The organism is Vibrio gallaecicus, from assembly GCF_024347495.1.
GTDB classification, from domain to species: Bacteria; Pseudomonadota; Gammaproteobacteria; order Enterobacterales; family Vibrionaceae; genus Vibrio; species Vibrio gallaecicus.
The window spans coordinates 1,717,793-1,732,155 of the sequence record NZ_AP025490.1 but is presented as its reverse complement, the minus strand read 5'-3'; the positions used below and the strand labels follow the sequence as shown (position 1 = coordinate 1,732,155).

Genomic DNA, 14,363 nt, shown 5'->3' with positions numbered 1-14,363 from the left:
CATTGCTGAAAAATCTCAGGTAGATGGTACAAGTAACCAAGATCAAGTTGAAGATCAGCAATCTCAAATGAAATCCTCACCACCACAAATGTCGCAAGTGAGAGTGCCAGCGACGTATATGCGTGGTGGAACCAGTAAAGGTGTCTTCTTTAACTTAGAAGACCTACCAGAAGATGCTCAAACCCCAGGTGAAGTAAGAGACAATTTACTTTTGAGGGTTATAGGTAGCCCTGACCCTTATGGAAAACAGACTGATGGCATGGGCGGGGCAACATCGAGTACCAGTAAAACAGTTATTGTATCCAAAAGCTCAAAGCAAGGGCACGATGTTGATTACCTTTTCGGACAAGTTGCCATTGATAAACCTTTTGTCGATTGGAGTGGTAATTGTGGAAACCTCTCTGCTGCTGTTGGTTCATTTGCTATCCATTGTGGCTTAGTTGCAAAAGATCGTATCCCGAAGAATGGCATCGTCAAAGTTCGAATATGGCAAGTCAATATAGAGAAAACCATTATTGTTCATGTACCAATTCGTGAAGGTCTGGTTCAAGAAACCGGTGACTTTGAATTAGACGGCGTGACGTTCCCTGCTGCAGAAATCCAAGTGGATTTTGTTAAACCGGCAGATGAGGGAGGCTCGATGTTCCCTACGGGTAATTTAATTGATGAACTCGAAGTTCCAGAACTTGGCGTCATTCAAGCGACACTAATCAATTCAGGTATTCCAACCATTTTTGTTAATGCAGCCGATCTTGGCTACCAAGGTGTGGAGTTACAATCAGACATCAATTCTGATGAAAAATCATTAGCTATGTTTGAAAGTATCCGAGCTCAAGGTGCATTAAAGATGGGGCTAATACAGCAGCTTGATGATGCAAAAACAAGGCAGCACACGCCTAAGGTCGCGTTTGTTTCTCCACCGAAGCAATATCTTTCATCAAGTGGTAAATCAGTCCAATCCACAGACGTTGATTTGCTCGTTAGAGCACTCTCTATGGGGCAGTTGCATCACGCAATGATGGGAACTGCTGCAGTTGCAATTGCTTCCGCTGCAGTGATCCCAGGTACAGTGGTTAGCCAAGCCGCAGGTGATGAAGTAAAAGAATTTGTCACATTTGGTCACCCATCAGGCACGTTGAAAGTAGGAGCTTATGCTCTCGAAAATGATAACGGATGGGGTGTTGAGAAAGTGATGATGAGCCGAAGCGCTCGAATACTAATGGAAGGGTGGGTTCGAGTCCCATTTTAGTCTCCTTTTCAGGAGATGAACTGAGCATGGAGAGACATCATGTCTGCTTATTTAAAAGAATATCAATGGGCTCAAACGCAGCCTGAATCATTTTGGCAATCGCAATCTGAAAAAATTAATTGGTTTGAAAAGCCTCAAACAACGTTATCTTTAGATGAGAATGGTATCGATCGTTGGTTTGCAGATGGTGTAATGAACACCGCATGGGTGGCTTTAGATTACCATTGTGAAAATGGTCGCGGTAATAAAAATGCGATCATTTACGACTCACCGGTTACACAGACCAAACAAACATTCACGTACTTTGAATTGCGAGATCAAGTTGCCAAACTAGCTGGAATGCTAGCTAAACAAGGCGTTGAAAAAGGTGATCGGGTTATTATTTACATGCCGATGATCCCTCAAGCAGCAATGGCGATGTTAGCTTGTGCGAGGTTAGGCGCTATTCATTCGGTTGTTTTTGGTGGTTTTGCACCTAATGAATTAGCAGTCCGAATAGAAGATGCGGAACCTAAAGTGATTATGACAGCGTCATGCGGCATTGAGATAAACAAGGTCTTGCCATACAAGCCATTGGTCGATAAAGCCATCATGGATAGCCGCTGGAAACCAGAAAAGGTAGTCGTTTTCCAAAGGGAACAAGCTAAAGCTGAACTAAATAATGAGCGTGATTTAGATTGGGTTTATGAAGTAGATAAAGCCTTACCACATGCTTGTGTGCCGGTTTTTGCGACGGAGCCTCTCTATATATTGTATACATCTGGTACTACAGGCAAACCTAAAGGCGTGGTTCGAGATAATGGTGGACACGCGGTTGCGATGAAGTATTCAATGCAAACGATCTACGATATGCCGCAAGACGGTGTGTTTTGGGCTGCGTCGGATGTTGGCTGGGTTGTTGGACATTCCTATATTGTTTACGCACCTTTAATACACGGCTGCACAACGCTTTTATTTGAAGGTAAACCAGTAAGAACACCCGATCCAGGTGCATTTTGGAGAGTATGCGAAGAGCACAATGTTGATGTTCTTTTTTCTGCGCCTACGGCTTTTAGAGCGATTAAGAAAGAAGACCCAGATGGAAAACTTCTAAAGCATTATGACTTGTCCAAATTGAAGTCTATTTTCATGGCTGGCGAGCGTTTGGACCCGCCGACTTTAGAGTGGGTGGAAGCGCATAGCGGTAAACCTGTGATTGATCATTGGTGGCAAACTGAAACAGGCTGGGCAATTGCAGGTAATCCGATTGGCTTAGAAAAAATGTCAGTCAAATCGGGTTCTGCGACTAAACCCATTCCCGGCTATCAAGTTGAAGTACTTGATGAACTTGGCGAAAAACTTGAGGCGAATAGACAAGGCTTTGTCGCACTGAAAAGACCGCTTCCACCAGGGTGTTTACCAACAGTGTGGCGAAATCATGACCGCTTTGAATCAGGGTATCTTAGTCAATTTGAAGGCTACTACGTTTCTGGAGATGGTGGGTATTTTGATGAAGAAGGCTACCTCTTCATCATGGGGAGAATTGATGACGTGATAAACGTTGCTGGGCATCGATTATCAACGGGCGAAATGGAAGAAATTGTTGGTGCTCACCCAGCCATTGCTGAATGTGCGGTAGTGGGTGTACATGATGAATTAAAAGGTCAGCTACCACTTGGTTTTGTTGTACTTAAAGATGGTGTGAAAGTAGATGATTTACAACTTGAAGGCGAGCTTGTTGGCAAGGTCAGAAATGAAATTGGTGCAGTCGCTTGTTTTAAGCATGCATTGGTTGTTGAAAGGCTGCCCAAAACTCGGTCAGGTAAAATATTGCGAAGAACCATACGTCAAATTGCAGATGGGGAACAATATGTTGTGCCTTCAACGATCGATGATCCTTCAAGCTTGAATGAAATTGAGAATAGACTCCGCAAGTAGCTTGTCTTAAACAACATGCCCTTTACGAAAACGGTCGCCAGCAGTTCGACCGTTTTCTTTTTAGAACTCTTAATGATCTAAATGAAAAAATGCTCTGAACGAAAACGGCTATTTGCTTGTTTCGATACGCTGTATAAGTACACTACAATCTACTTATGTATTTATCTGATTTAAGAAGTTTATTTGTATGGAACTCACCTTACGGGCTGCTCAACATAAAGATTTAGAGCAACTAAACGAATTAATGTTTGAATTGCATCACCACCACTATTTAGCAAGCCCTGAACATTTCAAAACCGCTGAAGAAATTGAGCAAGAAAAAAGCATCGCTCGTTACTTAGATGATCCTGAATGTCTTGTGTATGTGGCTTTAAAAGGAGAGTTGATTGTTGGTTTTGTAACTGGGCATTTTTGCGAACTCATTTCTACAGTGAGTAAGACTGTACAGATGGGAAGTATTGATGAACTTTATGTTTTACCTGATTACAGAAAAGAGTCTATTGCTGAGTCACTTTTTGAAAAGCTTGAGCGCACATTTGATGACTATGGTGTTCAGCAAGTGTTTGTTGAAGTTTGGGATTTTAACTCGCCGGCCAAGCACTTTTATCAAAAAATGGGGTTCATTCCTCATATTCAATGGATGAGAAAGTCGTTGCGTTAAACATAAAGAGCCACATACAGTTTATTTTATTACACTCAGTTTGTTTTCTATTTCCTTGTTGGTGAATGTGTTGTTTTCTCGTTTTTATTTCATAATTATACTTTCTCTTTTAAGTACGTTTTCAGTTACCGCAGATGACTTGCTTCCCGATCATATCAAAGGTGCGCTTTGTTTAGTCCGCGCCGATAACCAAATATTAATCGTTGATGAGCTCATTACTGGGCAGCTATCTCTCCCTGGAGGCACCATCACGCCTGGTGAGCCGGCATCAATTGCAGCTCAACGTGAAACTTGGGAAGAAGCAGGGTTGGCGGTGACGGTCGGGCATGTTTTAGGCTACACCGACGGCGCTGTTGTTTTTGATTGTGTCTCAGACTCTGAAATCATCAGCTTTCAGCATAGAAATGAGCTGGGTGGTTTTGAACTGCCTATCTGGTTTGCGCCTCATTATGGGGTAGAAGTCAGCAGAGCAATGCTTATTGAGCCAAACTCAATTGCTCCTGAACAATACCGCTACCCTGAAGAATGGGGAAGAGTAACTGGAATGTTTGGTAAGGCGAGTGAGCAGCCAGTGACTTATGTTGATGAGCTTATCGGAGCTGCGCCAAAAATTCACCAAGCTGAGTTAAGCGGTATAAAAGGGTTTCAAACGGCTATCCAATCGTTACCCGCTGCAGTTTCTAACTTAATTCTATCGACCGATCAATTATTAAAACCTTGGGTGTTTATTGTCATTATTCCAATGGTTGCTTGGTATTTTGGTAGATCGTTCGCTTTAAAGTTTGGTTTTACTTTAGTTGCTGTCACATTGCTAAGCTTAATCGCGCATCAAGGCTTTGGATTTCCTAGACCTCATGCGTATATCCCGTCTTTAAAGCTGGTGGATAGTACTGGTTATAGCTTTCCAAGCTTAGTGGCAGCTTTATGGGTGAGCTTGGGTTCATTAGTTATTTGGAAACTAAAAAAACTATCGGATACCAAAGCATGGATTTATTTAGCGGTAGGTTTGGTTTGGATCACTATCTTTAAAATCTATTCAGGCAGTTCATTCTTGAGTGACATAGCTATGGGCGCTATTTTAGGTGGTTTAGGTACGTGGCACATTGTTCGATTAGATGCTAAGCCTGACGTGAATATTAGTGAGTTGCTAAGCTCTAAGGCCGTCTGGTGGGGATTAACATTATTAACTGTCGTATTAACCGTTATATGGCCGTTGCCTACTTTTACTTTTTGGCTAGCAATGCTGATAACTATTTCAGGTACGATAACCTTACTTAAAGGGCAATTATTGGCAAAAGCTGTTCCGTTTAATTTTATGATTGGGGTTATCGTTTTATTACTGCTGATTAACTTTTTGATAAGTGTTGCTGGTGGTTACATTGCTTACAGCGGTATTGGGTCGCTAATTGTAGAAACAGTGAGGTTCCCTTTGCTGATATTAGTCGGTTGTATTGCAATAAAAGTACGTAATAAAGCTGCTTAGAGCTTATTTTCTTAGAGTCGAGCGTTGTTTAGGGTTCTTCCTATAAAAAGCCGAATGTCATATGCATTCGGCTTTTTCTTGATTTTCTTTCTTTGAATTAGCTTTGTTGAAGTGGGAAGCGGTTTTTAATCTGACGTTCATTTTCTATATTTGAAGTGCTTTATCTGAAGTTGCAGCGATTTCCTTAAAGTTGATAGCAACTTAAAAGCTTAGGGATCACGGCTTCTGGCGAGTAATCTTTCTTTATGGTGTGTTGAGCATTGTCAGCTAATTGATGTCTTTTATCTTCTGTTAACGCTAACCAATTGATAAGCAATTGGTGCAATTCCGATTCATCATTCGCAATAAAACCATTAACCCCATGCTGAATAAGATTAGGTAAGTTTCCTACCGCCATCGCTATAACTGGAATCCCACGAGCCATTGCTTCTAAAGCCGCCATTGGCAAACCCTCATATCGAGATGGGATAACCAGTACATCTATTTGTGACCATACTTTACTCATATCGGTTTGGTGACCGTGGAAAAAAAGGTTATCAGATTTCTGAGCTTGTAAGGTTTTTCGGTCAGGTCCGTCTCCAAATAAATGGAATGAGCATTGGGGTAATAATGCCGCCAGTGTGAGAAAGCGATCGGCGGCTTTTTCATGACTTAGGCGACCGACAAAACCAACCTGCTTCTTTTGCTGGTGGTGACGGCTAATCTCAGAAGAAGGGAGAGTAACGAAATTATTCAAGAGTGATGATTTACTGGGTATTTTTTGTTGAATTTTACGGCTTACCACAAGGGAGTGGTTGGATAGAAAGCTAGAGTAGCGGTCGACAAAGTCATAAAACCAAACTTTTCCATGAGGTGTTTCTCCTGCGTGATAAGTAGACAGTTGCTTTAGCTTATTTCTGGTAAATGGTTTAACCCATTTGCTTATCAAGCTCGCTTTGTAACCATGCGCGTGAATTAAAGATGGGCTGTATATATCGCAGGCTGACTTTAATTGATGAAATGTAGATGATTGTTGAGGCGATAAATCAGCTAAAAACGAGTAGGGGACGTTAATTTCAGTTAGCTTAGCTATGATTGCAGGCTCTGGTGAATACTGAGTCACTAATATGACTCGAACCGTTTTATTGAAGGACAAAAGACCTTGTGCGAGTTCTAATACATGAGCTTCTATACCACCAAAAACTAGGCTGTCTAGGAACAGCCAAATTTCATCAGGGTGAATGGAAAGGGAATCATTCTCTCTATTATTTGATGTGGTCGAAATGGGTTCAAGCTCATCATCCAATACACACCTAGTATGGGAGCTCGAACTTGAATGAGCTCCAATACTAGTGTTGTTTGATCTTACTTTAGGCTTGGTTAAGCTCATCGTCTGATTCCCAAGCTTGCTTCTTACGATAAACGGTGGAAGGGCTCAGTTCTAACAACACTGCAGCATTCAATACATTTCCATCACAGTGGCTAATCGCATTCTGGATTGCTTCTCTTTCTATCTTCCACATAGGACGTATTTGTCCATTTGGAGTCATCAAAATATTAGACACTGTTTTTGTAACACTGTCTTCAGAATGCTGTGGTGCTCCTGTGGTGGTGACATTCGAACCAGAGAAACTTTGTTCTGAACTGTTTGTTTGCGAAAAGCTGTCTGTTTGCAAAGAACCGTCTGCTTGAGGAGAGCTTTCTGTCAATAAAGAGCTATGAGCCTGTATTGGTTCGTCAGGAATCGCTTGAGCAACGGACTTCACTTCTGAGTTAATAGCTGAAATAGACTTAGGTGTTGAGCTTGTTTTTACACTATTGATAGGCGGTGGGATCATGTCTTTCGAAACGCTGCTTTCATTATTCAAAACCACAATGTTGCGAATTACATTTTGTAACTGACGTACGTTGCCAGGCCAAGGGTAGCGTTTAAGAATGGATTGCGTTTCTTTGTCTATCGACTTGAACTTTTTCTTGTCTTGCTTGGCGTAGAGTTTCAAAAAGTGGCTAGCCAGCGTAACTATGTCGCTTCCTCTATCTCGGAGTGGGGGCATTTCAATGGGCACAACATGAACGCGGTAATACAAATCTTCTCGGAAACGACCTTCTTCCACTTCCACTAAAGGATCACGGTTCGTTGCACAAATAATTCGTACATCAACTTTTAACTCACGGCTTCCACCTAATGGAGTGAATGTTCCTGTTTGCAGGAATCGAAGCAGTTTCTTTTGCATCTCCAATTCCATTTCACATAATTCATCAAGGAAAAGAGTGCCACCGTGAGCTTGCATTGCTGCACCTTTACGGTCTGTTGTTGCACCTGTGAACGCGCCTTTTACGTGACCAAATATCTCACTTTCCATTAGGTCTCTTGGTATTGCACCACAGTTAATTGCCACAAATGGCTTATCTCTGCGCTGGCTTTCTTGGTGAATAGCTTCTGCGCATACTTCTTTACCAGTACCACTTTCACCATTGATGAAAACACTGGCGGTGGTTGGGGCTACGGCATCAATGGTTTTATATACGGCTTGCATTGGTAAGCAAGAACCAATGAAGTTATGGAACTTTTGGCGGTCGAATTTTGTTTGAATGTCGTCGACAAGGTGTTCTAGCTTTGCGCGTTTTAGGTGAAGCGCAACAGAGGTTTTTAAGCGATCAGCTTGAATAGGTTTTTCTAGGAAATCTTCAGCTCCACGCTGAATGAGACTTACAGCAATGTCAACTGAACCGTGAGCTGTAGCGATGATCACCGCTGTAGGTATTTCACTTTCTGAAATCCAATCGAGTACTTCTTCACCTGGCATATCGGGTAATTTTAGATCTAAAATGACAAGTTGAGGAGCATGCCTTTCAATGAAGGTTTTCGCCTCTTTCCCCGTTTCTACATGGAAAATATCATATGGCTCATCTTTGACGTACTGTTTATATAATATGGCAAGGGACGTTGAGTCTTCTACTAATAATACTTTTGGACGCATTTACAATTCCTTTGAAATTTTATCCTACCCAACCAATATCATAGTGATCTTTGGTCATCAATGCATAACCACTCTATATGTTAGCTTGCGCATAGTTTGTTTAGTACTGACTTTTATATAGACACAAAAAAAGATAAAAGACTCTATCTATTTGAAATTCCACTACTAAGTGGCTAGTTATCAAACTTAAGATGTGAAGCCTTCATTTTTTCTTACAATCAGTGCTTGTATGGATTCATCCGCTAATACTTTGAGATCAGCAACAAGTGGAAAAGCCGTCGAATATTGTTTTTCAAGGCATAAACGTTCAATTTTTCTAGCGGCTAAAGATAAAGCATGATTACCGAGAGCGAGAGAAGTACTGCCAAGTGTGTGAGTCTCAAATTCTAGTGTTTCTTGGTCTCGGTTTTGTGCTGCTTGAACAATGTTTTCGAGGCGAGTCGCCGATTCTTCAACATAATGTTCAATAAGCATAGGAATAATTTCAGCTGAAGTGTCGATGATCATTTGCTGCAAAATTGATTCATCAACCAACTCTGCTCCTCTTTCAATTCTTAAGCTTGTTTCGACCTGAGCTAATGGGTGCTGTTTACTTTCTTGATTAAAATTGTTCAATGTAACTTCCTTCTATCATTGGCATTTTCTACAGAGCGACCAATTATCCTTGTACTATGAGTATGCGACTTTTTTAGTAATTGTGAAGCGCTTGTTTCAAAATTAAATAGGCAAATTAAGAAATTCATTTCTGACCAGTTTATTGACCCAGTTGTTTCTAATTTTTTTAGGAATGAACCAAGCTTTGTTTATTTGGCGAGCCAGTTCTTGGGCAAAGCTGGGTGTGTTTTTCATGTTCATGATAGCTCCCATGATATTGATCGAACTGCCGGAGAGTAAAGATTTAGCTTGCTCTAAATGATGGGTAGATGTCTCCCCATAAGCGATGACTAATAAGGTTGTATCGCAGGCACTTGCGATACTTTGCGCCGGAATATTCCCTTTATTGATATTCAAAATTGGGGATGTATCGATGATCACTCGATCATAACTTCCTAACCACTGTTCTATTACTTTAGTCAAGGTTGCTGGGTCTTTATAAGCAAGTTGTGTAGAAGCTTGACGGGGAGCTGGCACACCAACAAACATGCGATTTGTTTCAGTATGCTCAATCAAATGTTCACCATTAGGTTCATTTAGCATATTGACGTCTTTAAATGCTGGGTTGAACAAATTTAAGTCAACATAAAGTGTTGAATGCCCTGCAAGTAAGTAACGCTCGGCTAAAGCAGTAGCTACAGATGTGACGCCGTCACCTGAATGGCAGGCAGTCACACAAATTGATTTATGCTCATTTAGCTCAGTAGCAAGGTAAAGTTGCTCAATTTCAGCATGGGTGGCAGATATAGTCATTACAGTGCCCCTATCAGTACTATGGTGGTGGTTAGCCTTAAAATGTCTTCTAGACCAACTCGTGCTTTTTCAAGGAAGCTATCACGACGGTCTGGAATGAATATCGTATCACCGGCACGAAGCACTGGAAGGTGGTAGATATTGGCTGTTTTACTGAACTCAATAAGGTCAAAAGTACGAGCTTGACCTTGGCAACAAGACATATTGACGACTGTTATTTTCTCAAGGTAAGCATTCTCTCTTGGTCCTCCGGCTTCTGCCAAAATATCTAATACTGTCATATTGTCATTGAATACGTATCTACCAGGATTGTTGACGGCTCCTAATACTCTAACTGTTGATTCTTTTGAACGATCTAGCCAATTTTTATCTTTCTCGGGGATAAAAATCGTATCACCAGTCGTGACGCTTGGAAGTAAAGATTCATCACCCGTTTCAAAATATAATGACAAGTTTAATTTGCTGACTTTTGAATAACTTTTATCTCTGTGTGTGATGCGAATATTATGAATGTCGGCATCTTTGGTTGGTCCATCAGCTGCAGATAAAATATCTAGGAAATGCATGTCTTTGGTGAATCGGTAACGCCCTGGAGCGTTTACTTGGCCAAAAACATAGATAGAAGCATCAGAGCTTTGACGTACCCATTGAGATTTATTGTCTGAAGGGTCTTGCGGTAAGTCGTGTACTCGAATAATTGCTCCGGCATTAACGAAGGGAAGTTGATCTCTTGGCGCTCCATTACGAATATAATCATCCAAATTAAAAACGGTTAATTTTCTTCCGGTGACGACTTCAATTTTAGTTGTGTCAGCTCTTAAGGTTGGTCCGCCAACGTGTGCCAGCAAATCCATCAAATCCATTTCATCTGACCATTCGATTCGTCCTGGTCTTACGACTTCGCCAATCACATTAACTGCACGGTCTGGTGAAATTTTTAACCACGACTTCTCATTCATGTCTGTTTTTTCAGGAACGAAAATCGCGTCACCGGCTTGAATCCCCGGAGGGTTCGCACCTTTTAAGCCCTCTGTGTATGCTGTTAGGTCAAACTTCAATACTCGACCACTCGCTTTAATAACACGTATTTGGCGGGACTCAGCAAAGCGTGTTGGTCCACCAGCATTTGCTAGGATATCCATGAAGGTCGCGCCTTTTTTTCCTTCATAAGCACCCGGTTCCGCTACTTCTCCCATAATGTAAACAGTGTTCGCACCGGACTTGATTTCTTCTTCTTGTTTAGGAACAAAAATGGTTGAGCCAGGTAGCAGTGTGGGCAGTAAGCTTGTATCACCGCTGTCTAAGTATTGTTTTAGATTGAATAAAGTAGGCGTGTTGTTTGAAATAACGCGAATTTGCTCAACGCCTGCATAGCGAGTAACGCCACCAGAGCGCATCAAAACATCAACAAGATCAGTTTTTTCATTGTATGAAAATGACCCTGGCGCATTTACTTCACCAAAGACTTTGATAGAACTACGAGAGTCTGCACTGTCACCTGAATTAGCAAGTTTTGAAGCATCAAATTCTTGTTCGATATTCCCAACTAAAGGGGAGGCTGGCACAAACAAAGAATCCAATGATTGTAACTCGGGTAAAACTGCATCATTCCCTGAATCTAGAAAACTTTTGTAATTGAATTCTTTTTTAACGGCTCCGCGTTTCAGTAATAACTTATCTAGTTGAGCACCAGCTCGAAGCCCTCCTGCAGCATGTAGTGCCATTTGTATGCTTGAACCTTGTGCCAAAGTGTATTCACCGGGCTGCTCAACGTAACCTTGTACAGAAATTAATATTTGCTGTTCTTTAACAAAAACGGAAGCGTTAGAAAGATCTCGAAAAGCGTTACTGAGGGAATCTAGCACTACACGGTTCAGTTGTTCATTATCGTAACCTGCAACGAAAATAGCACCGACTTCTGGTAACGTAATTCTGCCTCTTTTATCGACTTGGAAACCTTTGTTTAATGTTGTTTCACCAGGAACATTAACTTGAATTAAATCACCGACCTGAACCGCATCAGAAAATAGATCTGAGTCATCAGAGAAAGCTAGGTTGGTAAAGCTAAGGCTGAATAAAACTACACTGATGAATAGCCACTTCGACCATGAGACATAACTAAGGTAATGGGTATTTGTTGGCATGTTCATAATGAGCCTCCCATATTATTTAATTTTTCTGGTGAAATTACTTCAATACTGACTCGGCGGTTTGTTAAGCGAGTCCCATCGGTTTTTCCTTCAAAAAGAGGTACGGTTTCGCCTAAAGAAACGGTATCAATACGTTGTGGGCTCAAACCAAAAATGGTGAGATATCGCTCAACTTGTTTGGCTCTGCCAAGAGCAAGTTTGTCGTTATAGTCTTCTTCACCAGTAGCATCAGCATGACCAGTTACGACCAGCGTTAAGTCTTTATATTCTTTTAAGATATTGGCTGCTTCGGCAAGTTTTCCCATATATTTAGGGTTTACTTCTGTAGAGTTGATGGCGAATTGATTGTCGACATTAAGAAGTGAATACAGATTTTCTATCACAGATAGGTGCAGCCTAAACTGAGATTCATTTTTTGGTGGCGAACAACGAGTTTGTGAAGTGACGTAATCGAGTTGTACTTCTAGTTCATTTAGTCGCTTACGCTGTATCACAATATCGTTTGCCGCATCTAGCAATAAGCCGCCTTGAAGTTCTCTTGCAATACGGTTTTGCTTTTCTATTGCTTGAACGACAGCAGCAGGAAAACACCATCGGGCTCCTTCGCGGATAAGAGAGTCTAAGTGTAGTTTGGCAAGTTGCCAGTCAAAGCGTAGACCGTGCTCTGGGCCTAATGGCTCGTCAGGCATAACTGGTGAGAAATCTGAGTTCTGGTAATTAATGGAATCATAGTTTTCTGCTAGTCCTCCTGTACCTTGCTGCGGGTAACTAGTACACCCAACAACAAGAACAGATAGAGTTATAGCTAGGTATCGATTTGATATATTCATGCCAACATCCTTGTTACTTTTTTTATTATTATGTTTGAGTATTTTGAGCTGCTTGATGACTGTTTGTTCGTTAATACAAATTAATTACTTTAAGTATAGGAAACTAATTGACTAATCAGTGGCTTTCGCTCTTAGAATTCACTGGAATTGCGTGACCAATTCTTAGTAAGTTCATGATTTCTAAAGGTTGCCCTTTAACATTCTCAAGACGCATATTTCGCTCGCGTTCGGTTAGGCGCTTAAACATATAAACAATGGCACCAACGCCTGATGAGTCCAAAAATTCAACTTGGCTGAAATCAATCTCTATTTCAGGGTGTTTATCATTAGAGATCACATCATCAATGTCTGTTTGTACATCTCGGCTTCCAATCGCATCTAAGTTTCCGAATATTGAAAGGGTTAGAGTGGTGTTGTTGAGTTCAATTTTACGTAGTTCCATAATTCTATCTCCATGTGTGCTTATGTTTATAAGAGCAGAATACGTGCCAATATTATAGTTGATAAAATTCAATAGCTTATGTGTTACTGGTTATGTCTTCTCATATTGAGAAACAGTCAATTATCAAATTGAGAACGAGAAAAGGGTGAGTGGGGTATCTGCTCAAGTTATTAAGAGCTTGAAATGCAAAGTGCTATAAGAATGAAGGCTGGATCGCAATGCAATCCATTGATGTCGTGAATGCTAAGCAAATGGTGTAAAACTTAGAGCCTGCCTAAGGAGCTTTTTATGAAACTAACCCAACTTACCATTGCTACCTGTTTGTCCTTTTCTAGTTATGCACATCAGTCATATATGCCGCCTGAAAGTCTTGTATTAGCTAATCAATACGAGCAAGGAGTTAATGTTGATGAGTACTGGAAAAGTGAAAAGCTTGATGGTGTAAGAGCGGTTTGGGATGGTGCTCATCTACATACACGAAATGGTAATAGAATTTACGCGCCCAGTTGGTTTACAAAAAACTTGCCTAATGTGCGGTTAGAAGGGGAGTTGTGGGCAGGTCGTGGAAAGTTTCATATTGTTCAATCCACCGTACTTGATCAAACACCAAATGATGAAGCATGGAAAGCAATCGATCTAATGCTGTTTGATATGCCAGGGGCTGCTGGCGACTACCAGAAGCGTTACTATAATATTTTGCATTGGGTAGCCGTGATTAATGAAGATCATATTAAATACGTCACCCATACTCCTATATTAAGCGAAAGAATTTTATTTGAGCACTTAGATAATATTGGTAGTGATGAAGGCGAAGGTTTGATGTTGAGGAAGGTATCAAGTCGCTATCAAGCCGGACGTAGTAATGATTTGCTGAAGTTAAAGCAGCACCATGATGCTGAAGCCATTATTCTTGGCTATAAAGGTGGGACAGGTAAGTACAAAGGGATGATGGGATCGGTACTGGTTAAGACAAAAGAAGGGGCAGAGTTTTATATTGGAAGTGGTTTCACTGACGAGTTGAGGTTATCACCACCAGAAATCGGGTCGACTATTACTTTTAGGTATAATGGTTTTACCCAAAATGGCATCCCCAAGTTTGCCCGATTTGTAAGGCAAAGAAGTGATTACTAAAAGAGCCCTGCAAGTGCAGAGCTCTATGTCAATTATCAAGATGTCCGGCCGATTTTAACTTCATAGAGCATCTTTAAATTCATCAACTATATGTTGTTGACCAAAGGGATTTGAACTTAAACAAATCCAATTA

General features: G+C 41.0%; 10 protein-coding genes and 3 pseudogenes. 5 read left to right on the top strand and 8 right to left on the bottom strand.

What is annotated here, in order from left to right:
• The first annotated feature begins 67 nt into the window (after positions 1–67).
• The 4 genes from prpF (at position 68) to OCU78_RS07475 (ending at position 5,310) form a co-directional block, all read left to right on the top strand.
• Positions 68–1,249 carry a 2-methylaconitate cis-trans isomerase PrpF gene (gene prpF / locus OCU78_RS07490; protein WP_137373303.1) on the top strand — a complete coding sequence of 394 codons (1,182 nt, stop codon included), beginning with the start codon at positions 68–70 and terminating at the stop codon, positions 1,247–1,249.
• A gap of 39 nt (positions 1,250–1,288) precedes the next feature.
• A complete protein-coding gene (locus OCU78_RS07485; RefSeq protein WP_137373170.1) occupies positions 1,289–3,166 on the top strand; it encodes a propionyl-CoA synthetase in 1,878 nt (625 codons plus the stop codon).
• Positions 3,167–3,353: 187 nt separating this feature from the next.
• Positions 3,354–3,827, top strand: a complete 474-nt coding sequence (locus tag OCU78_RS07480) for a GNAT family N-acetyltransferase (RefSeq protein WP_137373171.1) — start codon at positions 3,354–3,356, stop codon at positions 3,825–3,827.
• A 70-nt stretch (positions 3,828–3,897) separates the two neighbouring features.
• The gene (locus OCU78_RS07475; protein WP_137373172.1) at positions 3,898–5,310 is read left to right on the top strand and encodes an NUDIX domain-containing protein; all 1,413 of its coding nucleotides are present in this window, start codon (positions 3,898–3,900) and stop codon (positions 5,308–5,310) included.
• A gap of 184 nt (positions 5,311–5,494) precedes the next feature.
• On the opposite strand, the gene OCU78_RS07470 is transcribed toward OCU78_RS07475, so the two are convergent.
• From OCU78_RS07470 to OCU78_RS07440, 8 genes and pseudogenes are all read right to left on the bottom strand, one after another.
• Positions 5,495–6,574 carry a glycosyltransferase family 4 protein gene (locus tag OCU78_RS07470; protein WP_373367624.1) on the bottom strand — a complete coding sequence of 360 codons (1,080 nt, stop codon included), beginning with the start codon at positions 6,572–6,574 and terminating at the stop codon, positions 5,495–5,497.
• Between the two features lie 85 nt (positions 6,575–6,659).
• A pseudogene (locus tag OCU78_RS22965) lies at positions 6,660–6,830 on the bottom strand (helix-turn-helix domain-containing protein); the annotation flags it as partial.
• Between the two features lie 239 nt (positions 6,831–7,069).
• A pseudogene (locus tag OCU78_RS07465) lies at positions 7,070–8,270 on the bottom strand (sigma-54-dependent transcriptional regulator); the annotation flags it as partial.
• Positions 8,271–8,456: 186 nt separating this feature from the next.
• Positions 8,457–8,885, bottom strand: coding sequence for an Hpt domain-containing protein (locus OCU78_RS07460; RefSeq protein ID WP_240701730.1), 429 nt, complete (start codon positions 8,883–8,885; stop codon positions 8,457–8,459).
• Positions 8,886–8,987: 102 nt separating this feature from the next.
• Positions 8,988–9,677: a CpsD/CapB family tyrosine-protein kinase gene (locus OCU78_RS07455; protein WP_137373175.1), complete on the bottom strand. Its 690-nt coding sequence runs from the start codon at positions 9,675–9,677 to the stop codon at positions 8,988–8,990.
• Positions 9,677–11,695: pseudogene (locus OCU78_RS07450) on the bottom strand (SLBB domain-containing protein); the annotation flags it as partial. The gene OCU78_RS07455 and the pseudogene OCU78_RS07450, both read right to left, overlap by 1 nt.
• Before the next feature lie 128 nt (positions 11,696–11,823).
• Complete coding sequence (locus OCU78_RS07445) at positions 11,824–12,657, bottom strand: OmpA family protein (protein WP_137373176.1); 834 nt, start codon at positions 12,655–12,657, stop codon at positions 11,824–11,826.
• Between the two features lie 115 nt (positions 12,658–12,772).
• Positions 12,773–13,099, bottom strand: coding sequence for an STAS domain-containing protein (locus OCU78_RS07440; RefSeq protein ID WP_137373177.1), 327 nt, complete (start codon positions 13,097–13,099; stop codon positions 12,773–12,775).
• A 288-nt stretch (positions 13,100–13,387) separates the two neighbouring features.
• Between OCU78_RS07440 and OCU78_RS07435 the strand changes: the two genes are divergently transcribed.
• Positions 13,388–14,230: a DNA ligase gene (locus tag OCU78_RS07435; RefSeq protein ID WP_137373178.1), complete on the top strand. Its 843-nt coding sequence runs from the start codon at positions 13,388–13,390 to the stop codon at positions 14,228–14,230.
• The last annotated feature ends 133 nt before the right edge of the window (positions 14,231–14,363 follow it).